This window comes from Caballeronia zhejiangensis, assembly GCF_022879815.1.
GTDB classification, from domain to species: domain Bacteria; phylum Pseudomonadota; class Gammaproteobacteria; order Burkholderiales; family Burkholderiaceae; genus Caballeronia; species Caballeronia zhejiangensis.
The window spans coordinates 153249-177276 of sequence record NZ_CP084287.1; the positions used below are offsets into that span (position 1 = coordinate 153249).

The window sequence follows — 24028 nt, forward strand, 5'->3', positions numbered from 1 at the left end:
ACCGTCCAACGATGTCGCGCACTTTTAGCGCTTTAGTCGTTGAGCAAATACTGCGCCCAGTGAAACATGTGACCGCCTCGTCAGCAGTACAAAGTACAGCGAACCGGCCCGTCGGCATGTCGCACGTCCCGCTCCGTCTGAAGCATGGTCACTTCGCGAGTGCTGAACCGTTCCATGGCCTCGTGGGACGGTCCACAGCGATGCGAAGCTCGCCGATCATCGGCGTATGAAGCGGAATTTATCCAAGCAAGGCAGCAAGTCGGAAGACGATTGGCTTTTCCGCGGGGACCCGTTTACAACTGGTAGCCGTGGGCCGCCAGGACTTCGAGCATATTCGCCGCTTCCCAAGAGCCCGGTTGACTGTGACCCATGGCGGCATCCTCCGCGAGCATGAGCAATAACGTTTTCGCGTCGAGTGGACCGTGGGTCGTTGCTCCGTCTCGCTGCTTGTTAGCGATGCTGCAAGCCTCGGCCACCATGACCAAACCGCGATAGACGTCGTCTCTCAGTTCCAGGCTCAGTGTGACCATCATCGGCTCCTTTTTGGGTATCGGCTCCGCTGCGTGCAGATTATCAGAGCGAGCCGGCGCGAATATTCACAGCGACGAGCAATCCAGACCTCCGTACCCGAGCGCGTGAAAGTCCTCGGGTGATCGATCTTGTGCCGACGGCATCAATGCCCGCGCGCGTCGGACGTTGCTGGACCGCTCGCTCTCGAGCAAGCATTGTTCTGCGAGCACGCAAAGCGTGAAGCCTCGCCCGCGCGACGCACGCGCATCCCAAAGGGCGACACATGCTTCGTGCTACAGCAGCGTCGGAGTCAAAGTTCATCTCACGATCGTGCTATTAACGCGGCGCACGGTTTTGATTGGTTTCCACGTGGAAACAGAAATTCCCGCACAGTTTTTTTCATTCGCCCGTGCAGGCGACGCTTATTTCAGTCTGGATCAAATTTGAGATCACGCGGGCCCGAGCGAGCCTCCCCGCTTTGCGCGCCCAGAGTCAATGCATGCTCGCTCGCGGCTTGACTTTGTGAACGTGCCGATACGCTTTCGTTCATGCACGACCCTAAAAAAACCGCCCGTCCTGCCGATATTCACCGGTAGGCCGGCTGCGGCCACTGTCATATGAGATATAACGCCCAGAGGAACTAAGCATGGAAACGACCACTTCCGCATTCATGGAGCACGCGCGAATCCTCGCCGAAACTGAACAGCTCTTCACGAAAACGGCTGATGCCGGCGACGCCGCTGCTCGCCGCAAGGCAGCAAATCTTTTCTACGATTACGTGACCTTGCATGGCAAGCTCAACAAGACGGCCACGCGCCAGCTAGTCCGGCTAAACGAACGCTTCGGAACCCATCAGAGCCGTCCAGAGCTCGAGAAGCTGTTTCGGGTCGGGGAGCTTACGGCGCTGACAGAAAAAAGTGATGAGATCGTGCAAGCGGCGATCGAATTGAAACGGGCGAACCCCGCTATGACGCGCGATGAACTGCTGGCTCGCATCGCAGATCTCTGATCGTACCGAGGTGGGCGCTGACGCTGAAGGGAATCGATCCCCCACATGACGCGCCATGAACCGATGAGCCGTCTGTTGGTGCACTAAACGGACGGGCGACCGTGCGGCCGGCACAGTCGAACGCTCCCTTAATTTGTAAGATCACGCGACGATGCTGGAATCGTATAAGAAGCTGAACACGTCGGACTGGATGGAAATCGGACGGGAGCTATTAGCTTACAAGAAGGAAGTGCTGGCCGCGTACCCGGGAGACTCCACTTACCGCGAAAGGCGCGCTGCTCAGCTCTTCTATGACTATGCCGAGGTCACCCACAAAATAAAGAAGGGAACGGCGCGTCATCTGATCAGGAACTACGAACGGTTTGGCGCGTCCTCTATGCGAGACGACCTTGAACGTCTTTTCACCACCAGCGAGTTGACCATACTGGCGGGAAGAACAGACGAAGAGGTCGCTGACGCGCTCAGGTTTAGGCTAGCGAACCCCGGGGCTGGCCGCGAAGAACTTAGAGCCTATCTAAAATCGACCACTGCAAAAGATGTACTCGATCACGGACATTGAACAGGCGATCAACTATTGGCGTTCGCGCCAAGCCGCCACGGACGATTTTTCCATCTGCGCGCGCGGCCGCGTTCTCGCCGACGTCTACGGCTCCATGATTTTCTACCGGCAGGAGACCGTCGAGCCGAGAACGCTCACGGCCGAGCAGAATGAGGCGCTGTCTCTTGCGTTAGCCCAGCGTGAGCTCCCTCTTTAGGTACATGGGGCCACAAGTTCGACCGAGCTATCTGTTGTCGCTCGTGCCCCACATCTCCTGAGCCCGGACGAGGATCAAGAGCGCGGGCAGCGTGTCGTTAACTGAGCCATTGCGATTCTTTCACGGCTCAAACGGCTCTCATGCTCTCTTCTATTCGCAGTCGCGTCCTTGCCGCTTCCGTCGCCATCGTCGTTGGCGGACTCGCCGTCAATACGGGCGTCAATTACGCCGTCGCTCATCGCTATAATAGCGAATCCATCGAAAATAGCCTCAGTGCGGTACTAACCGGTCACGAAGCCGGTATCGAAGAGTGGGTCACGTCGAAAACGCAGATGATCGTCTCAGTTCAAGACGCTGCGCTGAGTGCCGATCCCGTACCGTTCCTCAAACAGGTTGCAGCCGCCGGCGGTTTCACGAACGTGTATGTCGGCTATGCGGACAAGACCGCGAAATTCTCCGACCCGACCGGTATCCCATCCGATTACGACCCTACGGGCCGACCGTGGTACAAGCAGGCTGTTGAGGCCGGAAAGCCCGTCGTGACGCCACCTTACGTCGATGTGGGCACCGGCAAGCTCGTGGTCGCCTTTGCCGCGCCGATCGTCCGGGACGGCACGGTCAAGGGCGTCGTATCGGGCGATGTGGCCATGGATAGCGTCGTCGCGAACGTCAAGGCAATTCATCCGACGCCCGCAAGCTTCGGCATGTTGGTCGACCGGAGCGGCAACATTGTTGCTGCCGCCGATGCAAAGCTGACACTGAAACCTTTGACCGATGTCTCCAACGAACTGACGCCGAGCGCCATTAGCGCTGCCTCGCAGGAACAGTCACCTGCCATTGAGGCGACCGTCGGCGGTGCGGCGAAGCTGGTCCGGGCTCGCGCAGTGCCGGGAACCAATTGGCTGACACTGGTGGCGCTCGACAAGTCGGAAGCGACGGCAGGGATGCGTTCGCTGCTGACTGGATCGATTATCTCACTCGCCGTGCTGGCCGCAATCGCCGCAGCCATCATCGGCACGGTCACCGGCGTGGCCTTCAGAGGGCTTGCCAAGGTCCGCGACGCTATGGAAGGCATCGGCTCGGGCAGCGGAGACCTTACTCAGCGCCTGCCTGCGACCGGCAATGACGAAGTGGCGCAGATCGCCCGCTCGTTCAATGCGTTCGTCGGCAAGATTAACAGCGTGATGGTGCAGATCCGCGATACGAGCGAAGCGGTGCGCCATGCCGCCAACGAGATCGCCTCGGGCAATCACGATTTGTCGCGTCGCACGGAAGCGGCTGCGGCAAGCCTCGAGGAGACTGCTGCGTCGATGGAAGAGATCACGTCCACAGTGACGCAATCGGCCAGCGCAGCTCGGCAGGCGGATCAAACCGCGACTACCGCGGCGAGCGCTGCATCGCGTGGTGGCTCCGTCGTATCCGACGTTGTTTCGACGATGCATGAGATCGAAGGCGCATCCGGCAAGATCGCCGACATCATTGGTGTTATCGAGGGGATCGCCTTCCAGACCAATATCCTTGCGCTTAACGCTGCCGTGGAAGCCGCACGTGCAGGCGAGGAAGGTCGTGGATTTGCGGTTGTCGCGGGCGAAGTGCGAACGCTCGCTCAGCGCAGTGCGCAGGCAGCGAAAGAGATCAAGGAATTGATCGACTCCAGCGTGACGAGCGTGTCGACCGGCGCGTCGCTGGTTCAGCAGGCAGGCGAGACGATGACGGATATCGTAGGCCGGGTGTCGAGCGTCACCACGATCATCGGCGAAATAACGAACGCGGCTGACGAACAGACGCGCGGCATCCAGGAAATCAACCGTGCGGTGGCGCAGCTCGACGAGATGGTGCAGCAAAACGCGGCGCTGGTCGAACAGTCGGCGGCCGCAGCTTCCGCGCTTCAGACGCAGGCCAACGAACTCGCAAGCGCCGTTGGTCAGTTTCGCGTAGCGTAAGGTCGGCCGTAGGCGCTCCTATCACGAGACATAGCGACCGGGCACGAAGGCAACGACCTATTACTTGCCCGGTTACGAACGTCACGCGTCTGCCGCCTTGACTTCTGCCAGCGGGCAGTAGCCTGAGGGGAACTGGTCAAGCAATCCTGCTTGGCCCAAACTTCAGGATTCAACGACATGGCATTCAGCATCGACGCTTCGAGCATCGTCTTCAAAGAAACGCACCGCGGCATTAACGCAACTGCTGTCATCCTTACTAGCGACGGCAAGCGCGTCGGCGAGATCTACGATGTAGCTGAGAAGATCGTCGCTGACGTCGAATTCACCTGCGCGGACGCGCGCGCTGCATTCGCTGTAGAGGCACGACGCCTTCATCCTGTGGTTCTCGGGCGCGCAGATCACCGAGACGATGTTTTCATCTCGGAGTACGCCCGCATCCTCCTCGCTGACGCCGAGAAGGTGCTTCTGTCAGGACTCTCGACCGACTAGATTTTGGCCTGACGCATTGGCGCAATTTCCGGCCCACCCCAGAAACGCTGCGCGCAACGATGGCCTCTTCAAGACCGGCACGTAAGCAGGCGGGGCGAGCGGTCCGCTGACAGCCTTGGCCTTCTCCCAAAGAAAAATGACGCCCCACCATGCGCGGCTATGTCCGCTTCGCGCGGGGGGCCTTTGCCGCGTTCGGCGTCTTTGCGGCCTTAGTGGAGCGCGCCGGCGTCGCGTTCGTTTCTGACTTCGGCTTCTTGGTGCCAGCCGTTTTGGTATCAGCAGCGGAGATCAGAAACTTGGTCCTGTCCTTCACCGATGCCAACCAGCCCGGCGCCTTGCCGCGGCCGCTCCACTCGGCTCCCGATTTTGGATCTCGGTATTTCGCCGGTTGGGGACCGCGAGGGTAGTTCCCGGTGCGCTTGCCCGAGTCCGTATCGTTAGACTCGACTGCCGCAGAGACCAAAAATTTCGCACGATTCTTTGCGTTCGCTATCCACGCCGGCGCTCGGCCTCGACCGCTCCAGGTCGCCCCCGTTTTTGGATCACGGTATTCGCTGGTCCCAGCTAGCGCAGCGTTGGCTGAGTCCTTTGCTGCGCCAGCTTTGCCTCGATTAGTCAGGTCGTCGACTGTCAGGCCATGCTCTTTCATGAGCGAATGAATTTTTGCGACGGCAGCAATGGCCTGCTTCTTTTGAATCGCGTCTGCTCGAGCCTGCAATTTCCTAATCCTTTCTTCGATGTTTGAGAGGGTCGTCATATTCTCCCCTGGGTTGTCGGACGTTCCGCACTATGCCATACGTCTTTTCTTCTAGGCTCGGAGACGCAGGCTAACGAACTCGCAACCGCCGACCGCCGTTGGTCAGTTCCGCGTAGCGTGAGGCCGGAGGGGCGAGTGACTTGACTACGCTGGGTTATTGGTAAGCTCATAGGCGTCTCAACACCCCTGCAGTCGAAGCCACGAACCGATGTCCAAAAGAAATCCGACGAAGTCGCAGCGTGCCGTGATGGAGTTGCTCGATCAGGGGTTACCGGTTGAGCAGATCGCGAATAGTCTCGGCAAGAGCGCCTTGGCTGTGAAGAAGCAGCTAAACCGGATCAAACGCCGGGTCCGAGAAGGAAGGATCGACCCCTCTCCTTTGCCAATCGAGCGCGCCGCGAGCGAGCCGCGCGTCTACCTTGCTGGATTCGATGTTTTCCGCCGCGACGCGAAGGAACACGGCGAGTACCTCAAGCAGCTCTGCCGCGATCGCGGCTTCGTTGGGCTCTACCCGCTCGATGGCCAGTTGCCCTCCTCCGTTCAAGGCGAAGACGCCGCGCGATGGATCTATCAAGCCAACGTTGACCTTATTCAGACCGCAGACGTCGTTATGGCGAACCTAGATGATTTTCGAGGCCCCGGCGAGCCGGACAGCGGGACGGCGTTTGAGGTCGGGTTCGCGGTAGCGCTTGCAAAGCCGGTTTGGGGCTATCGATCGAACGCCGAGACGCTCGTCGAGCGTGTCAAGGCGACGTCCGTGAGCAGCGTCGGAGGCGTGTGCGCAGCCGGCTATCTCATCGAGGACTTCGGGTTGACCGTGAATCTGATGCTCGCATGCTCCGCGCAGATCGTTGTGGGCGGACCGGACGTGTGTCTCGACGCGATCAAGGGCGCATTTGACGGCGGCGGCCCCCTTCTTGGTGGCTGGGGGTTGGCGAAGCGGTAGCTTCGCGTTGGGTTTGGGTGTAGCGGACTTCAGTATATCGATTTTATGACCATCGAACCGAGGAGCATTATCAGCAGTGGCTGCGCGCGAACGCTCAGTATGCCGACGACGACTAATCAGTCCGGCATCTGACACCGCGAAGCCAGCCGCCGTGGTGGCGAAAACGCCCCTGGCGACATTGGCTTCCACTCGTCCCTTATCTGTGCCGCCGGGCGCTCAGCCTGCAGCCCGGCCCCGGCGCACCTCACGACTTCGCAGAGAATCATGGCCGGGTATGACGAAGACTTTGCGTTATGAGCAAGGCGGCAGGCTCGACTTCTGAGCGAGCATCGCTTTCATGCGCTAGACGCCTAAGGATGGCGGACTTGCACTCTTTTCTCCGTACAGTCTGGGCGGGATCTTCTTGCGCTCCGTGAGGAGGGATCGCAGTTGCGCCCTCGCCTTACTTCGAGCGCGACGCGACTTGTCCGACGCCGAAGGGATGGCAGATGGCGAATGCAGCCGGTCCATCCTTTTTAGACGCAAGTCGTAAGTGATGCCCATGATTGTGCGTGAGCCTCAAGCTATACAAGCCGTTACAGTTTTGTCCGCTTACAGCTGCGATCAATTCCTTCGTATCGTTGCTTCAAGGTCTTCGATTTGCTGCGCGCACCCCTGCAGGATGCAGGCAACGACTGTCACCATTGGAGCAGTAAGGCCGTTCTTCTTGGCAGCTTCAGGGTGAAGCAGAGCGCCGCAAGCGGCTCGGTAAATGCATGCGGCGTTGGCGAACGGGCTTGCCCATTGCGGGGCGTTGCGCCCAAGGCGCCAATAGTAGTCACGCAATTCTTCGGTCGCGCGTGCAAGCATTGAGCGTGCGACGCGCGCCCATGGTCTGTCTCTTCGTTCCAATTGCTCGATTTGGCTCTGTCCGATCAGTACAAAGCTCATCCAAGGTTCAGGCAAGTCTGGGTCGATCATGGCTTTCGAAAGGCTCCGCGAGCAACGTGTTACTCGGGCTCCTCCGGGAAGGCATCCGCCTTCGGCATAGACGCGGCCCGCGACGGCGCCCAACTTGCCGCCCGTTGAAGGAGGCTCACGCGTGTACCGGACCGGAGGAACGTCAGATCAAAGCCCGGACGCGTGGAACAGCGCGTCGCGCGGGGGCAGTCGATATTCGGACGGATAGTGAACGCAAGCGTCCTCGACCACCATATACGCCTCGGCCGAGATCAACGCGGGACCGACCTTCGGGAACTCGAAGGTCGCCCAAAACATGACCTGCGCGGGATTAGCGTCTGCACTGCGGTCTGCACCTGCGCGACCAAGAAGGCCACCGATGCAGAGCTTCCAAACGGCTTCCTTTGTGCGTCGAATGGACCATTCGAAACAGGTATCGATCGTTTCGACAAGAACGTTGGCCGGTTCACCTGTCTCATGCACAACCGCACGAACCTTTTCGGAACCAGCGATTTGCGGTGTGTAAACCGGGATTACGTGCTCTCGCGCGAACGAATGCCCGTCAAAGAACACGCTTTCCGGGTACCACGCCATAAGCGTATCAGCGCACACGGCAAGTAACGCTCGTTGAGCATCGTCTGCCAGGGCACTCGTGGCCGAAAGCTCCCGTATCCGTCGCCCTCCGAGGTTCCAGTCCAATAACGCGACATGAGGGTCGGCGAGATACAGGAAGTCGTACAACGGCTCGTCCAACTCGAACGTTCGCGATCGCATCAGCCTTTGATTGCCATAGCCGAGCAGGCCCGCAATGATCTCCACAACGTGCGAGCGCCCCACGTCCAAGCCAAGTTGGGCCAAACGCTGACAGACGTCGGTCGCTACACCGACCAAGGACAATTTTGAAATATTGAACTGCATGCTTTCCTCCGTTCGAGCGCGTCCAAGCCACCGGGACTGGGCCGGTACGCGGTTGAAGCGGCAACTCCAAGGGAGCATGAACGGGAAAGCTCAAGCAGTAGGCGATAGATTCGCAATCTGAAGAGTTCCAGACCTCGGCACCTTTCGGTACCAGCCATATCGAGGCGCCGCTCCGCGTCCCTTTCTCTGCATGGCCAAACTCGAGATCAGCGGGCAATATAAACGCATTGACCAGTAGGTCAATTCGCCAGGTTCCGCCCCACAGACGCAACCTTACCGAGCTATTGAAGGACGCCGAGGCGGTGAGGGCAAAGTATGTGTCGGTGCAAGCAGCCCTGGCCGACGAACTGGCTAAGGCGATAGATTCCGGAAAAATCACCTTCGCTGTCTGCCCACGATCAGAGTACTGGCGGACGCGTATGGAACGATGATCTATCATCAACGAGAGCGCGTCGAAGCGAGGCAGGCACCTGACGCCAGAACAAAATGAAGCGATAGGTCTGGCGCTCGCTCAGAAGGAACTTTTTTGATCCCCGTCGAGGAGGCAAACATGTCGAACGCTGGTAGCGCCCTGGTGTGGGTCGACCCGGTGGCCGGCGGTGGCCGCGTCGAGATCTATTCGCGAGAGGTATCGAAGGCGGACGCGCTGCGCATGTTTGCATCAGCCAGCAGCGATATGCGTTCGTTCGAAGAAGATCTCACTTACTGGGTGGCGACGGAGATAATCGGCGACGTTCTGTACGCGGGCTAGAATCTGGCGGAGTTAGCCGCCGCACGCGATGCAGAAATCGCATCTCTGCTCCAAGATCTTCCCGTACTTACGAAAGACGCCGAGGCCGTGCGAGAAAAGCATGCGTCGGTGCAAGCGGCGCTTGCCGACGAACTTTCGAAGGCGATCGCTTCCGGACAAATTAAGTCTCACTGAGCACCACGACGCGTCAGGCGCTGCCTTGACAATGCATTCGCGTCGGTAACCTAGGTAGTGAGCCGAGTCCCGCTCGGCCGCTACTCATGGAGAATTGGATGGCTTTTCGTGTCGACCCCTCGTCCATAGCGTTCCTCGAAACCCGACGTGGCATCAACGCGACGGCGACGATCGTGTCTGATGAAGGCGTGAAAATCGGGCGAGTCGACGATATCGCCGAGCGAATCGTTGCGGATGTCACGTTTATATCTGCCGCAGCCCGGTCCGCCTTCATTGAGCAGGCGCGGCGCGTGAATCGCGTTGTCCTTGGTCGCGCTGACCACAACGACGATGTGTTCGCATCCGAGTACGCACGAGCGCTGCTCGCCGAAGCGGAAAAAATCTTGCTGTCTCGCCTCTGACGGTAAAGCAGCTCGGGACCAACGTGTAGCCTAGGCGCGCTAACGTGATGGATGGGCGGGGGGCCGGTAGATCGAGGTTATCGCAATGGCGAAGTCTGCATGCGCATCTGCAACCGTAGCCATGCTTGGGCAGCTCGTCGCAATCCTGACCTGTGGCTGTCCAGCGGACACCATTGGCGCTTGACGACCCAACGCGGTCACCCGACGAGAATCAATGCTAATGTCTCGAATCGGATATCTTCCGTCGTCCGGCATCAGTGACATCTGAAAATTTTCGTCGTTGTGGAATAGGCTTCAGCGAGAATCCGGCGAAAATTGAAGCGGCTTTCCTCGCGGTGAGGTTTTCAGTCCGACGACGGCACGCAAGATCACGGGTTGACCTCCACGCAATGATACGCATCCGAAAACCGAACGCGCGTGTATTCCCGCCTCACCAAGGACGTCAACGAGAACATCTGAAGCACCGTCGAGTACCTTCGCATGTTCTTCAAACAAAGCGTCCGCATTGACGAAGCCCTGTATGTCGAGTACTTGTTGCACGCGCTCGAGCGATCCAAGTTCTTCGCACAGCGTCAGCAGTAGCTCGAGAGCCGCGTCACGTGCGAATGCGATCCCGTCATCGAGCGACAGCGTTTGCCCTAAACGGCCCTTGGGCATCTTGCCGTCGACGGATCTACCCGCGGATTTACCCGAGACGAAGACAAGATCTCCCCACCGTGTGATGTTTTTATAGTTCCCTTTCGGCCTTTGCGCCAAGCGATCGCCTCCGATCAGTCGATGTAGTCTGTCATCTGCACTCATGGCGCTCCCTTGGTCTTTGCGTATGCACCGATCAATGCCGTTATATTGACGATCCGCCGCACCGTTGCCGACGCCGTCAGCACGTGAACCGGCTTCGCCGCGCCGAGCAGGATCGGCCCGATGGCGATGTTGTTGCCCGCCGCCGTCTTCAGCAGGTTATACGAGATGTTCGCCGCGTCGATGTTCGGCAGGATCAGCAGGTTCGCGTCGCCTTCGAGCGTTGATTCCGGCAGCACCTCCTTGCGCAGACGCGCATCGAGCGCGACGTCGCCGTGCATTTCGCCGTCCACGTCGAGATCAGGCGCGCGCTCCTTCAGAATTGCCAGCACGTTGCGCATTTTCTGCGCGGTCGGCGCGTTGCTCGTGCCGAAGTTCGAATGCGACAGCAGCGCGATCTTCGGCACGATGCCGAAGCGCTTCACTTCCTCCGCCGCCATGATGGTGATTTCGGCGAGCTGCTCGGGCGTCGGATCGACGTTCACGTGCGTATCGACGATGAAAATCTGACGGCCCGGCAACACGAGCGCGTTCATCGCCGCATACACCTTCGCGCCTTCCTTCCTGCCGATCACCTGATCGATGAAGTGCAGATGACGATGCGTGGTGCTGACCGTGCCGCAGATCATGCCGTCCGCTTCGCCCTTCTTGACGAGCATGGAGCCGATGAGCGTCGTGCGGCGGCGCATTTCGAGCTTCGCCATCTGCTGGCTGATGCCCTCGCGCGCCATCATCGAGTAATAGGTTTGCCAGAAGTCGCGGTAGCGCTCGTCGTGATCCGTATCGACGACGGTGAAGTCCACGCCCGGCGTCAGGCGCAGGCCGAATTTGTGAATGCGCTGTTCGATGACAGCCGGGCGGCCGATCAGAATCGGCTTCGCGATCTTCTCGTCGACAGCGATCTGCACCGCGCGCAGCACGCGCTCCCCTTCGCCTTCCGCGAACACGATGCGCTTCTTCTCCGGCTCGACGCTACGCGCGAGCTGGAACACGGGCTTCATCGTCGTGCCGCTGTGATACACGAACTGCTGCAGATGCTGCTCGTAGGCGTCTATGTCCTCGATCGGACGCGTCGCCACGCCGGACTCCATCGCTGCCTTCGCCACGGCCGGGGCGATCTTCACGATGAGACGCGGGTCGAACGGCTTCGGAATCAGATATTCCGGACCGAACGAAAGATCCTGAATGCCGTATGCCGTCGCGACGATATCGCTTTGCTCCTGACGCGCCAGTTCGGCGATTGCGTTGACCGCCGCGATCTCCATCTCCTTCGTGATCGTGGTCGCGCCTGCGTCGAGCGCGCCGCGGAAGATGAACGGGAAGCAGAGGACGTTGTTGACCTGATTCGGATAGTCCGTGCGGCCGGTCGCGAGCACCGCGTCCGGGCGCACTTCGAGCGCGAGTTCCGGCAGGATTTCGGGCGTCGGATTGGCGAGCGCGAGAATCAGCGGCTTCGCGGCCATGCCCTTCACCATGTCCTGCTTCAGCACGCCGCCTGCCGAGAGGCCGAGGAACACGTCGGCGCCTTCCATCACTTCGGCCAGCGTGCGCGCGCTCGTTTCGCGCGCGAAGAGTTCCTTGTCCGGATCCATCAGTTCCGTGCGGCCCTTGTAGACGACGCCGGCCAGGTCCGTCACGAAAATGTTCTCGCGCTTCATGCCGAGATCGACGAGCAGATTCAGACATGCCAACGCCGCCGCGCCCGCGCCGGAAGCGACCAGCTTCACTTCGCCGATATTCTTGCCGGCCACTTTCAGCCCGTTCGTGATCGCCGCCGCGACGACGACAGCCGTGCCGTGCTGATCGTCGTGGAAGACGGGAATTTTCATGCGCTTGCGGCATTCGCGCTCGACGATGAAGCAGTCCGGCGCCTTGATGTCTTCCAGATTGATGCCGCCGAAGGTCGGCTCGAGCGCGGCGATCACGTCGACGAGCTTGTGCGGATCGCTTTCGTTCAGCTCGATATCGAACACGTCGATGCCGGCGAACTCCTTGAACAGCACGGCTTTGCCTTCCATCACCGGCTTCGACGCGAGCGGCCCGATGTTGCCGAGACCCAGCACGGCCGTGCCATTGCTCACGACGCCCACGAGATTGCTGCGCGCGGTGAAACGCGCGGCGTTCAGCGGATCTTCGACGATCGCTTCACAGGCGCTGGCGACGCCGGGTGTATAGGCCAATGCTAGATCGCGCGGCGTCAGCATCGACTTGGTCGACGCTATCTCGATCTTCCCCGGAGTTGGAAATTCGTGATAGTTGAGCGCCTCGGCAGCAAGCGCGGCTCGTTTGTCTTGGGTCATATGGGTCGGTTGGCGTGGTTCTTTGACACAATGTTGATAAAAACGTCCTGACGTTTATCACGTCACTCCGACACGGCTTCGAGCACTTCGCCGCGTGTCTCGACGCCGAATCGCAGTACAACGAGCGATGCGATAGCGAAGCACGTTGCTCCGAAAATGAATACCCCGCCTTGCTGTACGACGGGCAAGAGCCAGCCGATGAGCGTAGGCCCGAGCAATGCGCCGATCCGTCCGCAGAACGACGCGAACCCGCAACCCGTTGCTCGAGCACGCGACGGATAGAGTTCGGGGGTATAAGCGTAGAGCACGGCCCACATGCCGAAGGCGAAGAACTGCATTCCGCCACCCGTTATGATCAATCCCGCTGAGGACGCACCCCATTGCGCTGCATGACCGAAGACATAGGTCATGATCGCCCCACCGAGCAAGGTTGCGACACACGTCGCTTTTCTGCCCAAGTGTTCGACGGCCCACGCAGCGGTCAGGAAACCCGGGATGCCGCCCAACGAGATGTACACCGTGAACAGCACGGACTTTGTCACCGCAGAACCAGATGCCTGAAGCAACGCTCCGAGCCACGTGTTCAGTCCGTAAAAGCCCAACAGCGCAAAAAACCAGAGCACGCCGACCATCATGGTCCGCTGACGATAGGCGCAGGACCAAAGCACCTTCAGACCGCGCGCTTCATGATGACGGGCGTCCACCGAAAGCGTGACCGGCGGAAGCGTGTCGATCTTCAGTTTGCTCATTACCGTCTGTTCGATACTTGAGACGATCTCCTCGGCTTCTTCATGACGTCGCTGCGATTCGAGCCAGCGCGGAGATTCCGGCACGCTGCGGCGGATGACGAACAAAAACAAGGCGGGAATCGATTCGATGAGGAACAACATTCTCCAGTTGTGCGATTGGAGCACCACGTAGGACAGCAAGCCCGCGCACACAAACGCGATTGGCCAGTTTCCGTCCATGAGCGCGAGGTACTTACCGCGGCTCTTCGCCGGAATGAACTCAGACAGGAGCGTCTGAGCAAGCGGCAACTCCATGCCCATGCCGATGCCCAGCAGCACGCGGTAAATGCCCAGTTCGGTCGCGTCACTCGCGGTGTAGCACAGCAAACTTCCTATTCCCCACACGACCATACTGATCTGGAACACCGGCTTACGTCCGAAACGATCGGCTAGCATTCCCGAGCAGACGGCACCGCAGGCCATCCCTACGAATCCTGCACTGCCCAGCAGGCCGGCTTGCGCAGGCGACAAACCGAACTCCGACTTGATTGAACCCAGAACGAACGTCATGGTGGCGAGGTCGACGTTGTCAAAGAAAAACGCAAGCGAAATGATCATAAATAGCCAGCGGTGGTAACCGCAAACCGGCAGTCTTTCGAGCCGGTCTGCCACGCCAAAGCATGTGACGTCGACATTGCCCATCTTCATTCGAGTTTCTCCTCGGTGACTTCCTGTACGTGTATTTGCCGAATTACTTCCCTGCGGCATGACCACTATCAGTCGTCAAAAGAAGGCAGGCGCGTTAGAAAATGTCGTCGATGGTCGCGCTTACGCCAAGTTATGCTGCCGCGCAACGCGCTATGCGTCGCCCTGATTCCGTTTTGCAAATCGATTGGGATCAAACGCGTCGGGAGCGAGGCCGGACATAGTCGCGCCTGCGGCAAACGGGTAGCGAACATACGGAGCCGGGGGCTGACCAGGCGGAGAATATTGACCGTCGGCGAGAATGCGCTTCTTTGCCGTCATCTCAATTACGGCGCAACGAATCACAATGATTTGGTTGGCCGCGCCCTGTTCGATTGGAGAATAGTCTTTCTCTGGGCGAAACTTGTCTAGCGCCTGATTCTGGTGGCGAATAACGGCTTCCGTGTTGTGATCGATGGACGCGTGGCAACGGGCGATTACGCTGTAATACTCGAGACTCGTATTCTGTCCTTTGGGCGCCTTGAGCAAGGAAACAGGTCTGTCCACTTCGATGGTGATGTGTCCGTTCTCGCGCAGCTTCTGGGCGAAGCTACCAAAACGAGAGCAGTGAATAAGAAATGCATCGCCCGTAAAGGTGAAGCTCTGCGCGAGCACGTACGGAAAAGGCTTGTCGTGTACAGCGACTCGACAAATGAGTTCGTCTTTCAGGAAAGCGAGAATCGATGGCCAGTCTGTCCATGCGAGATCGCTTCGACGCATTTGAACGTTAAGGAAGGATGGGGTCATTGTCTATGTGGTTCATTGAAAGCAGATGATGTCGTCTCGGGCCGGACCTGTGCCTATGCCTGCGATACGGCTTCCGGTGCGTCGCTCGATATGCGCGATCAGACCGCGCAGCGAAGGGGGCAAACTCTCATTCAACGGTCCCGCGAAGGAAGGGAACCAGCGAAGCGACGTTTCATCGAACACCGGAATGGCGCCCGACGCCTTATTGGGGAACAGGGCGAGGCTGTCGCACTTGTTGAGATAGATCTCGTCTACGGCGTGACGGCTTACCGCGTCGGCAAGCTGCGAAACGTCTAGTGCGCCGATGCGCCGGGGCCGCCCGCTGCCCGTGCCGTATTCGTCCGTCAGCATCCGCAGCGCGATGCCAAGCTCGAACGGATCGCCGGATGCAAGAAGCGCACGCGGATCGAACCTCGCGCGTTCGGCTTCGCGCCCGGTCCCCTCCTTGGCGGCCCGAGCACAGTAGGACGCAGACGCCATGCCACCGAATTCTGAGGGAAACGGCCCCGCACCCACGCGCGACACGATCGCTTTCGCCACGCCGATCGTCTTGCGGTGAAAGTGGCACGAGAGATCGCCACCGACGTAGGCGAAGGATGCACTCGTATGGCTCGACGTGACATAAGGCTGATCGCCTAGCGACACGTCGAGTTGCAACGACTGCGCGCCCTCGAAAAGCACGCGCTTGCCCGCTCTCACCAGTCGCGTCAGGAATAGGTCGTCCATCGTCACGAAAGGCAAGATGCGCGTCCACGCCGCCCGAAGTCGATGGAAGGTGGCGGCGACATCGGCCTCATGCGCTTTGGAGCAAGGTGCCGACAGGCGGTCGTACGCTGCCATCTGTCCGAAGGCGAGGTCGAGGTTCTTGTGCAAATCGCGAAGTTGAACGACGGTACGGCATTTGGAGCGCATTCTGAGCGCGAGATCTGCATAGCACGGACCGATGCCGTTTCCTGTCGTTCCGATGTCCGATCCGTGTAGCACGTCCATGCGTACATGAACGGGTTGGACGACGATGCAACGGCCGCTGATGAGCAACCGTCCGTCGAGCGTCAGGCCGGCGCGTTCGAGGCCGTCAATCTCGCCGGCCAGCTTCTCGAGGTTCACCGCGCAGCCCGAGCCGATATAGAGCAGCTTGTCAGGGTGAAATGCGCCCGATGGCACTTGCGCTAGCTTCGCGCTTCCCAGCGGCGTACGGACCGTATGCCCCGCGTTGGCACCGCCGTTGAACCGAGCAATGATGTCGTAGGCGTGAGCCAGATGGTCGATGATCTTGGCCTTGCCTTCATCACCATACTGAAGGCCGACGAGAACGTCCGCGTAACCGCGCGTCATAGTCATCTCAGTCTTCGACGACGAAGGTCGCTTCTACTTCCACCGGCGCATTTATCGGCAGGCTCGCGACGCCGATTGCGATGCGCGCATGTTCGCCACGCTCGCCGAAGAGCTGATTGATCAATTCCGACGCCGCGTTGATGATCGTCGGTGCATCGGCGAAGCCTTCAGACGTGACAACGTAACCGCCGACTTTCAGCACCTTCGAGATGCGCTCGAGGTGGCCGTCGGTCGCCAAGTGCGCCCATCCAAGCACGTTGAGCACGCAGAGTCGCGCTGCGCTGCGTGCATCCTCGACGGACACTACTTCCGGCACAGACCCGGTCCACTGTGCCTTGCCGTCACGAACCGGCAACTGCCCGGAGATGACCAGCAAGTTTCCGTGTCGATTGAATGGTTTGAACGCTGCACGGACCGGTGTATGGACGGGCAAGCTGAGACCCGATTCCTTAATGCGATCGTAGATTGACATCTTCTCTCCTTGACGCCGCCGGAACGAGGCGGCTCAACATCATTCTGGAGAGGACGTGGGCGTCATGCTCTCGCGGATAGGTCGCGCTCTATCGCGCAAATGCCAAGTTCATCACTCCGACATCACCCTGAAAAACTCGCTGGGGCTTCGTCCAAGCGATTTGCGGAACATCGCGCTGAAGGCGCTCGGGCTGTCATAGCCGAGCACCGACGCGATCTCGGTGACCGAGCGGTTCTCGGCCAGCATCTGGACCGCTGCCAGCAATCGCGCCTGTTGACGCCAGCGCGTGAATGTCATGCCCGTCTGATCCGGAAAGAGCCGGATAATGGTCCGCTCGCTTGCCCCGACAACTTTGCTCCAGGACTCGAGCGAGGTTTCTTCTGCTGGGTTCGCGATAATCCAGCGGCATATACGCGCGATGCGCTCGTCTGCCGGCATCGGCAAGTGCAAAGGCTCGACCTGTAACGGCTTTACCTCGCGATAGAGCAGCTCGACGACGAGTCCGTCTCGTCCTTGCTCGTCGTAGTCGACGGGCATCGCGACGATGGCCGCGATCAGTTCCCGAAGAAGCGGAGAAATGGAGACAACACAACAGTTCGACGCGTCGAGCGGTGTGCGCTGCGGCGCGAAGTAGAGCGTGCGCATTTCGGTCTTGCCGACGGCCTGCATGCAGTGCCTGACCCCTGGCGGAACCCAAACGGCCCGTTGGGGCGGCACGACCCACGAGCCGCCGTCGGCAGTGACCAGTATTGATCCCGCGTAGGCGTAAATGAGTTGACCTCGGACGTGCGCGTGATAGTCGATAAAGAACCGGTCCGGCAGGTCACGGGCCATCCCTCCCACGGGCCGCGCGATTGCCTGATAATCCTCACGGTCCTCGCTCTTTCCGAACATGGCGTTTCCTCGTTGATCGTTGTCACGTGCGCGCGCGCCGGCCAAACCGAGTCGCGGTACGGTTGAAGGCGATCCACGGACCGGATCGATCATTCAAACACTCATCTGTTTCTCGAGGTACAGCATGCCGGTTTACCGCTCATTCGATCAAGAGGCGCTCGACGATCAATACAACGTCCGCGCGGGCATTCCAGACCATCTCGAAGTGTTCGCAAGGTGGAAAACGGAAAGCAAACGCTTTCGCGCGGAGCACACGGTCCGCGAAGACCTTCGCTACGGGAACGACGCGCAGCAGGCGTACGATTTCTTTCCTGCCAGGACGAACGGGCGCCCCGTGCTGGTCTTCATTCATGGGGGATATTGGCAGTCCCTTGACAAGTCGGATTTCAGCACTGTCGCCCGCCCGTATCTGGATGCGGACATCAACGTTGCCGTGATCAACTACCGGCTGGCGCCTTCCGTGCGCATGGCCGATATCGTGTCTGACAACATCGAGGCCATCGCGAATCTGTATCGAAACGCGGAGGAACTGAGCTTCGATCGCAACGCGATCTTCGTATCCGGAAGCTCTGCGGGCGGACATTTGACCGCCATTCTTGCGGGGACGGACTGGGAGAGCCGCGGCCTGCCGAACGATGTCCTGAAGGGCGCCTGCGCAATCAGCGGTCTGTACGATCTCGAACCGATTCGTCTTTGCTACCTCAATAAGGTCGTGGGATTAGACGAGGCGGAGGTACGCGCGTATAGCCCGAAGTTTCATCTTCCCAAGCGGCCGTTGCCCTTCATCCTGACCGTCGGCGGCGACGAATCGGACGAGTTCCATAGGTTGCAGGCTGAGTATCAGACGCTGTTGAACAACCATGGGCTGGACGTGCGGATCGTCCGACAAGCCGATGGGCATCATTTCGATGCGGTCGATCGTCTCGGCGAACCGGCCGCGGCACTATCAAAGGCCGTTATCGAAATGATCGAATCGTAAGCGTCGACAATCATCTCACCAGGTATGCGGCCGAACGACATTGTATTTTGGCCGTCGGCCTGCGCTGGGCGACGGAATCTCGATTGCCTGCGGCTTCCATCTAGGTTGGATCATGTTCTGACAGTCCCAGCGTCACGCCGCGAAACTCCCGCGCATCGGGTGGCAGAGTCGATCGGTGTGACCCATGTTCCTGGTCGCGGCGGCGCACGAATCTCGCGCGCGACGCATGCGACGCCTCGCGCGGACCTTCGTCGGCTTTCGCAGGCGAGCGTCTACGCACCCCTAGTGGAGTCGCGCCGAAGGCTACCTACGCGAGCGCCCTGGTTTTGTCAGAAACGGAGGGGCGCTTTCGAAGGCCAATCGGACATTCGAACGTCTCGCTAGGGTTGGCATCGAACGGCGCTTAGTGGCCGCGAGCCGCCCGACGGGGGTCTGCGGCGGCATGCGTAGCGGAGCGCGAGTCAATCGCCTAGCCAGTGACTCTTTTATTTTGCGTCGTCGAAACCCTTGCCCAACAAGCGGTGGCTCACTGGCTGCTTCGCGTGGCCGGTACGGAAAACGGCGACGGCTGCAGTCAGTTGCTTCGCCTGGTCCTCCATCGAACCTGCGGCTGCCGCTGCTTCCTCAACAAGCGCCGCGTTCTGCTGCGTCACCTCGTCCATCTGCGAGATGGCTTGATTCACTTGCTCTATGCCACGGCTTTGCTCGTTCGACGCCGAGGCGATCTCGCCCATGATGTCGGTGACACGCTGGATCGCTGTGCCGACGCGTTGCATGGTTTCGCCTGCTCTCGCGACGAGTTCCGTTCCGGCCTGGACGCGACCGCCAGACGTCTCGATCAACTCCCTGATCTCTTTCGCCGCTGAGGATGAGCGCTGTGCAAGGCTGCGAACTTCGCTCGCCACTACGGCAAAGCCCCGACCTTGATCGCCGGCGCGAGCCGCTTCCACGGCGGCGTTGAGTGCAAGGATGTTGGTCTGAAAGGCGATACCTTCAATGATGCCGATGATCTCAGCAATCTTCGCCGAACTCTGCTCGATGCTAGCCATCGTCTCAACGACCTGTCCGACGATCGCACTGCCCTCGTTCGCGACGACGTTGGCGTTGTCCGCCAGCCCGCTCGCCTGCTTGGCATTCTCAGAATTCTGCTTGACCGTGGAGGTGAGCTCTTCCATGCTCGCGGCAGTTTCTTGAAGCGATGCCGCTTGCTCCTCGGTACGCGACGACAGGTCCGTATTGCCTGCGGCGATCTGCTTGCTGGCGCTAGCGATCGCTTCGCTGCTCGACCGGACGCTTCCTACAGTAGCGGCCAACTTGTCTTTCATGGCGGCAACGCCGGCAAGCAACTGACCCATCTCATCGCGCTTTTTGATCGTCACTTCGTGCGTGAGATCGCCACTCGAAATGTGCTCGAAGTGCATCAGCGCCTCAGCAAGCGGCGTCATGATGGCGCGGCGCAAGACGAGCCAGCCAACCGCCGCTGCAGCGATTCCCATAAAAAGCGCGACAAGACCCAGGTTGCGCAGTGTCGCCGCACGGGCTTCGTTGTCTGCCTCTTGGCGCGCCGCGTCTGTAAGTTGGAACGCCTTCAACTTGTCGAACGCCTCGATGCTTCGGGTATATGACGCAGGGAGGTCCTTGTACGCGAGGCGCGTAACGGTCTCCTTGTCACCCGCTTGAATTGCAGCGCTAAATTTTTCGACGTTCTGTCGCACGTCCGCCCTCGCATCGACGACTGCCTTCGCCAGAGCGTCCTCATCGGCGCCGCGTGGAATCGCGTCATATTTGCTGTACCACTCGTCTGACTGGCGCATGAAACCACTGGCGCGCGCTGGAAGTCCCGGTGCATCCGCATCTGACGGATCCAGCGCGTAGCGATCGAGCGCGAGTCGTGCGCGTGCGATGTAATTGCTCGAGATCCCGAGCGCGTTGACCGCGGGAAGAGAGTTCGCAGTGATGTCTTTCGCCGACGCGTGAATCGCGCTGATGCCATAAAGGCCAAAACCTACCGAAAGCGCCAAAATCAAGCCGAGGAAGGCCATGGTAAGCGCGAGTCGCGCTCGAATCGTGAGGTTCTTCATAGTTTTTGGTTCAAGCGCTCTTCGCAAAAGGCTGCCGGTCGCGCGCCCCGCGCATGCCTGCCGCTTCTCGATAGACGACGGTTCGTGTATATCGGCTGCAGAAAGGCACTTTTGTAGTGGAAAAGCGATCCAGCACGGAAGGCAAAAGAACGGGATTCGGCAAACCAGCCCGGAATTGGCCAGCACTCCGGCGTCGCAATGGACGGCGGGGGGGCGAACCTCTTGCCGCCCACGCGCGGCTTCCAGTCGCTGCGCAACAAGCCCCCACGTCAACCTAGATGCACACACCGTCGCCACGCGCTAACGAACATATCGAGGCTTCATGGTTCAGTTTTTATCCAGCGTGCCGTTGTCCGGTAGTTAGCAGCGTCTGCACACCAGCGCCCTGCCTGAATAAAACATGAGGCCAATTCAGAATGAAGACCGATCAACGACACGGCGCGCCAGAGGCGAGCAGCGAAGAGTTCCTCATCTTTAACCTGGGGCAAGAGCAGTACGGGATTGACATCTTGAAGGTCCAGGAAATTCGCGGATATGACTCGGTGACGCGCGTTGCAAACGCGCCGGTGTTTATCAAGGGCGTTATCAACCTGCGCGGCGTGATTGTGCCAATCGCCGATATGCGCCTGAAGTTCGAGTTGGAGCGAGTGGTCTACGACGACCAGACGGTTGTCGTCGTGCTCAACGTCGCGGGCCGCGTGGTCGGCATCGTCGTTGACGGTGTCTCGGACGTGCAGACGCTCACGGCCGAGCAGATCCGACCAGCGCCCGCATTTAATTCCACGGTCAGCACGGACTACATCACAGGGATCGGGACGATCGACGACGGTATGTTGATTCTGATGGACATCGAGAAACTCATGACGAGCGAAGAAATGGCGCTGATTGAAAGCGCCACTGCCTAAGCACACCAACAAACCAACACGCCAACGACATGACCTTCTCCAGAAAACTCTGGCTGCCTCTGCTGCTTAGCCTGGTATGCCTCGCAGGAATCTCCGTTGCCGACGCGTTTCGCATGCGCTCGATCCGCACGGAACAGACGCAGCTGGACATTAAGCACGCCACGGAAGTCGCAAACAGCATCATTCGCGAGTTCGCACAGCAGGCAAACACTGGCGCGATCACGCAGGACCAGGCCAAGCAAGGGGCGCTCAACGCGATCCGCGATATCCGGTTCGGTGACAACGGCTATTTCAGCGTCTTCGACTCGCAGGCGAAGGTGCTTGTGCATCCGATGAAGCCCGAATTCGTTGGCAAGACGATGATGGACTTCAAGGACCCGAACGGCGTCTATCTGTATCGAGACCTTATAGATGTGGGCAAGCGTCAGGGTGCGGGCTACACGTACTACTCGTTCGCGAAGCCCGGCACCAATGAGATCCTGCCGAAGATGTCGTATGTCTCGATGTATCAGCCGTGGGACTGGCTAGTCGTCACCGGCGTCTACATCGACGACATCAATGCCGCGTTCTACACGTCGCTCGAATGGAGTCTCGGCGTGCTCGTGGTAATTGCGGTCGTGTTGAGCGTTGTAGTGTCGCGCCTGAATCGCGGGATTCTCCGGTCGATGGGCGGGGAGCCGGCATACGCAGCGGAAGTGGCAAATCAGATCGCAGACAACAATCTCGCCGTCGACGTGGCCACCGCCGCGGACGACCGTTCCAGCCTTATGTATTCGATGGCCCGGATGCGCACGCAACTGCTGTCAGCCGTTGACAGTGTGAAGACCTCTGCAAACGCGATCGCAAATGCCAGCCGTGAAATCGCCGTTGGCAACACAGACCTATCGTCACGCACCGAGCAGCAAGCGGCGTCGCTCGAAGAGACAGCCGCGAGCATGGAAGAGCTCACGGCGGCCGTGAAGCACAATTCCGAAAACGCGCGTCAGGCAAGCGGACTCGCTGGAAATGCAGGCGACGTTGCGAACGAAGGCGCGACAATCGTCACGAACGTCGTTGGCACGATGGCTGAGATCGAGCAAAGCTCTCACAAGATCGCCGAGATCATCGGGATGATCGAAGGCATCGCGTTTCAGACGAACATCCTCGCGCTTAACGCTGCGGTCGAGGCCGCACGCGCCGGTGAACAGGGGCGCGGTTTCGCAGTCGTCGCTGGCGAAGTGCGCAGTCTCGCTCAACGTTCCTCGACTGCCGCCAAGGAAATTCGCGATTTGATCGAGGCGTCCAGTTCGCGCGTCCACACTGGCACCGCACTGGTCGGGCAAGCCGGAGAGACGATGACCAAGATCGGCGCAGCGATCCAGAAGGTCACCGACATCATGGACGAGATCGCCTCTGCATCGAACGAACAGAGTCGCGGCATCGAACAGGTGAATCAGGCGATCAGCCAGATGGACGAAGTGACGCAGCAGAACGCCGCACTCGTTGAGCAGGCGGCGGCCGCTGCCGGTTCCCTGCAGGATCAGGCGGAGACGCTGCGCGCGACGATGGCCGTCTTCAAGACGACCGCCGCCTAAATCGTCAAGGACTGGGAGCGGCGGACTTGACTACGTGGGGTTGTTGGTAAGCTCATAGGCGTTCCAATAGCCCTGCAGTCGGAGCCACGAACCGATGCCCAAAAGAAATCCGACGAAGTCGCAGCGCGCCGTGATGGAGTTGCTTGATCAAGGCTTACCGGTAGAGCAGATCGCAAATAGTCTCGGCAAGAGCGCCTTGGCTGTGAAGAAGCAGCTGAACCGGATCAAACGCCGGGTCCGCGAAGGAAGGATCGCGCCCTCGCCGTTGCCGATCGAGCGTGCCGCGAACGAACCCCGCGTCTACCTCGCCGGTTTCGATGTCTTTCGCCGCGACGCGAAGGAACACGGCGAGCACCTCAAGCAGCTCTGCCGCGATCGCGGCTTCGTTGGCCTCTATCCACTCGACGGGCAACTGCCCTCCTCGCTTCAACGGCAAGACGCTGCTCGATGGATATATGCCGCGAACATCGAACTGATCCGGTCGGCCGATATCGTGATGGCGAACCTCGATGACTTTCGCGGGTCCGGTGAACCAGACAGCGGGACTGCTTTTGAGGTTGGCTTTGCGGCCGCGCTTGGAAAGCCGATATGGGCGTATCGGTCCAGCGGAGAGACGCTTGTTGAGCGCGTGAAGGCAGCCGCGATTGGGGCCGAAGGCGGCTTCTGTGCCGGCGGCTACCTCATCGAGGACTTTGGCCTGAGCGTGAATCTGATGCTGGCGTGCTCCACGCAGCTCGTGGTCGGCGGACCGGCTGCTTGCCTCGACGCCGTTCGAAGCGAGGTCGTCGAAGCTCCCCCCTTTGTTGGTGGCTCGGGGTTGGCGAGGCGTTAGCTTCGCTGTAGGGTTTGGGTTGAACGAACTTCAGTATATCGATTTCT

Annotated in this window: 24 protein-coding genes; 12 read left to right on the forward strand and 12 right to left on the reverse strand. The window is 59.7% G+C overall.

Features of this window, described 5'->3' with window-relative positions; genetic code table 11:
* Positions 1–293 precede the first annotated feature (293 nt).
* Positions 294–533 carry a hypothetical protein gene (locus LDZ23_RS30315; RefSeq protein WP_244808685.1) on the reverse strand — a complete coding sequence of 80 codons (240 nt, stop codon included), beginning with the start codon at positions 531–533 and terminating at the stop codon, positions 294–296.
* 623 nt (positions 534–1156) lie between these two features.
* On the opposite strand from LDZ23_RS30315, the gene LDZ23_RS30320 reads away from it, so the two are divergent.
* The 5 genes from LDZ23_RS30320 to LDZ23_RS30340 all read left to right on the forward strand — a co-directional run bounded on the left by LDZ23_RS30320 (position 1157) and on the right by LDZ23_RS30340 (position 4706).
* Entirely contained in the window at positions 1157–1519 is a 363-nt protein-coding gene (locus LDZ23_RS30320; protein ID WP_244808686.1) for a hypothetical protein, read from the forward strand.
* Between the two features lie 151 nt (positions 1520–1670).
* Entirely contained in the window at positions 1671–2078 is a 408-nt protein-coding gene (locus LDZ23_RS30325) for a hypothetical protein (protein WP_244808687.1), read from the forward strand.
* Complete coding sequence (locus LDZ23_RS30330) at positions 2056–2274, forward strand: DUF3717 domain-containing protein (protein ID WP_244808688.1); 219 nt, start codon at positions 2056–2058, stop codon at positions 2272–2274. The genes LDZ23_RS30325 and LDZ23_RS30330 overlap by 23 nt, the downstream gene beginning before the upstream one ends.
* A 140-nt stretch (positions 2275–2414) precedes the next feature.
* Positions 2415–4217, forward strand: a complete 1803-nt coding sequence (locus tag LDZ23_RS30335) for a methyl-accepting chemotaxis protein (RefSeq protein ID WP_244808689.1) — start codon at positions 2415–2417, stop codon at positions 4215–4217.
* A gap of 177 nt (positions 4218–4394) precedes the next feature.
* Entirely contained in the window at positions 4395–4706 is a 312-nt protein-coding gene (locus LDZ23_RS30340; RefSeq protein WP_244808690.1) for a hypothetical protein, read from the forward strand.
* 157 nt (positions 4707–4863) lie between these two features.
* Here the strand turns inward: LDZ23_RS30340 and LDZ23_RS30345 are convergent, their stop codons facing one another.
* The gene (locus LDZ23_RS30345) at positions 4864–5463 is read right to left on the reverse strand and encodes an H-NS histone family protein (protein WP_244808691.1); all 600 of its coding nucleotides are present in this window, start codon (positions 5461–5463) and stop codon (positions 4864–4866) included.
* Between the two features lie 208 nt (positions 5464–5671).
* Here LDZ23_RS30345 and LDZ23_RS30350 point away from each other — a divergent pair, with 208 nt between their 5' ends.
* The gene (locus tag LDZ23_RS30350; RefSeq protein WP_342346289.1) at positions 5672–6409 is read left to right on the forward strand and encodes a nucleoside 2-deoxyribosyltransferase; all 738 of its coding nucleotides are present in this window, start codon (positions 5672–5674) and stop codon (positions 6407–6409) included.
* A gap of 603 nt (positions 6410–7012) precedes the next feature.
* Here the strand turns inward: LDZ23_RS30350 and LDZ23_RS30355 are convergent.
* Together LDZ23_RS30355 and LDZ23_RS30360 are read right to left on the reverse strand one after the other, a co-directional pair.
* On the reverse strand, positions 7013–7369 hold the full coding sequence (locus LDZ23_RS30355; RefSeq protein WP_244808692.1) for a hypothetical protein: 357 nt from the start codon (positions 7367–7369) through the stop codon (positions 7013–7015).
* 147 nt (positions 7370–7516) lie between these two features.
* Positions 7517–8266, reverse strand: a complete 750-nt coding sequence (locus LDZ23_RS30360) for a hypothetical protein (RefSeq protein ID WP_244808693.1) — start codon at positions 8264–8266, stop codon at positions 7517–7519.
* Between the two features lie 550 nt (positions 8267–8816).
* On the opposite strand from LDZ23_RS30360, the gene LDZ23_RS30365 reads away from it, so the two are divergent.
* On the forward strand, positions 8817–9017 hold the full coding sequence (locus LDZ23_RS30365) for a hypothetical protein (RefSeq protein ID WP_244808694.1): 201 nt from the start codon (positions 8817–8819) through the stop codon (positions 9015–9017).
* Between the two features lie 272 nt (positions 9018–9289).
* On the forward strand, positions 9290–9592 hold the full coding sequence (locus LDZ23_RS30370) for a hypothetical protein (protein ID WP_244808695.1): 303 nt from the start codon (positions 9290–9292) through the stop codon (positions 9590–9592).
* Between the two features lie 294 nt (positions 9593–9886).
* On the opposite strand, the gene LDZ23_RS30375 is transcribed toward LDZ23_RS30370, so the two are convergent.
* The 7 genes from LDZ23_RS30375 to LDZ23_RS30405 form a co-directional block, all read right to left on the reverse strand.
* Positions 9887–10393, reverse strand: coding sequence for a RidA family protein (locus tag LDZ23_RS30375; protein ID WP_244808696.1), 507 nt, complete (start codon positions 10391–10393; stop codon positions 9887–9889).
* Positions 10390–12690: an NADP-dependent malic enzyme gene (locus LDZ23_RS30380; RefSeq protein ID WP_244808697.1), complete on the reverse strand. Its 2301-nt coding sequence runs from the start codon at positions 12688–12690 to the stop codon at positions 10390–10392. Before LDZ23_RS30380 ends, LDZ23_RS30375 begins: the two co-directional genes overlap by 4 nt.
* A 62-nt stretch (positions 12691–12752) precedes the next feature.
* Entirely contained in the window at positions 12753–14126 is a 1374-nt protein-coding gene (locus LDZ23_RS30385; RefSeq protein WP_244808698.1) for an MFS transporter, read from the reverse strand.
* 150 nt (positions 14127–14276) lie between these two features.
* Positions 14277–14909 (reverse strand): pyridoxamine 5'-phosphate oxidase family protein, encoded by a 633-nt coding sequence (locus LDZ23_RS30390; protein WP_244808699.1) that lies wholly within the window; start codon positions 14907–14909, stop codon positions 14277–14279.
* Positions 14910–14921: 12 nt separating this feature from the next.
* Complete coding sequence (locus LDZ23_RS30395; protein ID WP_342346290.1) at positions 14922–16244, reverse strand: adenylosuccinate synthetase; 1323 nt, start codon at positions 16242–16244, stop codon at positions 14922–14924.
* A gap of 7 nt (positions 16245–16251) precedes the next feature.
* Positions 16252–16716: a RidA family protein gene (locus LDZ23_RS30400; RefSeq protein WP_244808701.1), complete on the reverse strand. Its 465-nt coding sequence runs from the start codon at positions 16714–16716 to the stop codon at positions 16252–16254.
* A gap of 111 nt (positions 16717–16827) precedes the next feature.
* On the reverse strand, positions 16828–17610 hold the full coding sequence (locus tag LDZ23_RS30405) for an AraC family transcriptional regulator (protein ID WP_244808852.1): 783 nt from the start codon (positions 17608–17610) through the stop codon (positions 16828–16830).
* A gap of 124 nt (positions 17611–17734) precedes the next feature.
* Between LDZ23_RS30405 and LDZ23_RS30410 the strand changes: the two genes are divergently transcribed.
* Entirely contained in the window at positions 17735–18589 is an 855-nt protein-coding gene (locus LDZ23_RS30410; RefSeq protein WP_244808702.1) for an alpha/beta hydrolase, read from the forward strand.
* 485 nt (positions 18590–19074) lie between these two features.
* Here LDZ23_RS30410 and LDZ23_RS34900 read toward each other — a convergent pair whose 3' ends face one another.
* Entirely contained in the window at positions 19075–20670 is a 1596-nt protein-coding gene (locus LDZ23_RS34900; protein ID WP_280519362.1) for a methyl-accepting chemotaxis protein, read from the reverse strand.
* A 416-nt stretch (positions 20671–21086) separates the two neighbouring features.
* Here LDZ23_RS34900 and LDZ23_RS30425 point away from each other — a divergent pair, with 416 nt between their 5' ends.
* The 3 genes from LDZ23_RS30425 (at position 21087) to LDZ23_RS30435 (ending at position 23981) form a co-directional block, all read left to right on the forward strand.
* Positions 21087–21575, forward strand: a complete 489-nt coding sequence (locus LDZ23_RS30425) for a chemotaxis protein CheW (protein WP_244808703.1) — start codon at positions 21087–21089, stop codon at positions 21573–21575.
* Between the two features lie 29 nt (positions 21576–21604).
* Entirely contained in the window at positions 21605–23149 is a 1545-nt protein-coding gene (locus LDZ23_RS30430; protein WP_244808704.1) for a methyl-accepting chemotaxis protein, read from the forward strand.
* 94 nt (positions 23150–23243) lie between these two features.
* The gene (locus LDZ23_RS30435) at positions 23244–23981 is read left to right on the forward strand and encodes a nucleoside 2-deoxyribosyltransferase (RefSeq protein WP_425306915.1); all 738 of its coding nucleotides are present in this window, start codon (positions 23244–23246) and stop codon (positions 23979–23981) included.
* The last annotated feature ends 47 nt before the right edge of the window (positions 23982–24028 follow it).

Bases quoted from the DNA above. Each gene is read 5' to 3' on its own strand.
- LDZ23_RS30345 (WP_244808691.1), bottom strand. From the start codon at position 5,463: ATGACGACCCTCTCAAACATCGAAGAAAGGATTAGGAAATTGCAGGCT.
- LDZ23_RS30430 (WP_244808704.1), top strand. From the start codon at position 21,605: ATGACCTTCTCCAGAAAACTCTGGCTGCCTCTGCTGCTTAGCCTGGTA.
- LDZ23_RS30380 (WP_244808697.1), bottom strand. From the start codon at position 12,690: ATGACCCAAGACAAACGAGCCGCGCTTGCTGCCGAGGCGCTCAACTAT.
- LDZ23_RS30320 (WP_244808686.1), top strand. From the start codon at position 1,157: ATGGAAACGACCACTTCCGCATTCATGGAGCACGCGCGAATCCTCGCC.
- LDZ23_RS30350 (WP_342346289.1), top strand. From the start codon at position 5,672: ATGTCCAAAAGAAATCCGACGAAGTCGCAGCGTGCCGTGATGGAGTTG.
- LDZ23_RS30390 (WP_244808699.1), bottom strand. From the start codon at position 14,909: ATGACCCCATCCTTCCTTAACGTTCAAATGCGTCGAAGCGATCTCGCA.
- LDZ23_RS30425 (WP_244808703.1), top strand. From the start codon at position 21,087: ATGAAGACCGATCAACGACACGGCGCGCCAGAGGCGAGCAGCGAAGAG.
- LDZ23_RS30355 (WP_244808692.1), bottom strand. From the start codon at position 7,369: ATGATCGACCCAGACTTGCCTGAACCTTGGATGAGCTTTGTACTGATC.
- LDZ23_RS30340 (WP_244808690.1), top strand. From the start codon at position 4,395: ATGGCATTCAGCATCGACGCTTCGAGCATCGTCTTCAAAGAAACGCAC.
- LDZ23_RS34900 (WP_280519362.1), bottom strand. From the start codon at position 20,670: ATGAAGAACCTCACGATTCGAGCGCGACTCGCGCTTACCATGGCCTTC.
- LDZ23_RS30325 (WP_244808687.1), top strand. From the start codon at position 1,671: ATGCTGGAATCGTATAAGAAGCTGAACACGTCGGACTGGATGGAAATC.
- LDZ23_RS30315 (WP_244808685.1), bottom strand. From the start codon at position 533: ATGATGGTCACACTGAGCCTGGAACTGAGAGACGACGTCTATCGCGGT.
- LDZ23_RS30410 (WP_244808702.1), top strand. From the start codon at position 17,735: ATGCCGGTTTACCGCTCATTCGATCAAGAGGCGCTCGACGATCAATAC.
- LDZ23_RS30370 (WP_244808695.1), top strand. From the start codon at position 9,290: ATGGCTTTTCGTGTCGACCCCTCGTCCATAGCGTTCCTCGAAACCCGA.
- LDZ23_RS30365 (WP_244808694.1), top strand. From the start codon at position 8,817: ATGTCGAACGCTGGTAGCGCCCTGGTGTGGGTCGACCCGGTGGCCGGC.
- LDZ23_RS30400 (WP_244808701.1), bottom strand. From the start codon at position 16,716: ATGTCAATCTACGATCGCATTAAGGAATCGGGTCTCAGCTTGCCCGTC.
- LDZ23_RS30375 (WP_244808696.1), bottom strand. From the start codon at position 10,393: ATGAGTGCAGATGACAGACTACATCGACTGATCGGAGGCGATCGCTTG.
- LDZ23_RS30360 (WP_244808693.1), bottom strand. From the start codon at position 8,266: ATGCAGTTCAATATTTCAAAATTGTCCTTGGTCGGTGTAGCGACCGAC.
- LDZ23_RS30395 (WP_342346290.1), bottom strand. From the start codon at position 16,244: ATGACGCGCGGTTACGCGGACGTTCTCGTCGGCCTTCAGTATGGTGAT.
- LDZ23_RS30385 (WP_244808698.1), bottom strand. From the start codon at position 14,126: ATGAAGATGGGCAATGTCGACGTCACATGCTTTGGCGTGGCAGACCGG.
- LDZ23_RS30335 (WP_244808689.1), top strand. From the start codon at position 2,415: ATGCTCTCTTCTATTCGCAGTCGCGTCCTTGCCGCTTCCGTCGCCATC.
- LDZ23_RS30405 (WP_244808852.1), bottom strand. From the start codon at position 17,610: ATGTTCGGAAAGAGCGAGGACCGTGAGGATTATCAGGCAATCGCGCGG.
- LDZ23_RS30435 (WP_425306915.1), top strand. From the start codon at position 23,244: ATGCCCAAAAGAAATCCGACGAAGTCGCAGCGCGCCGTGATGGAGTTG.
- LDZ23_RS30330 (WP_244808688.1), top strand. From the start codon at position 2,056: ATGTACTCGATCACGGACATTGAACAGGCGATCAACTATTGGCGTTCG.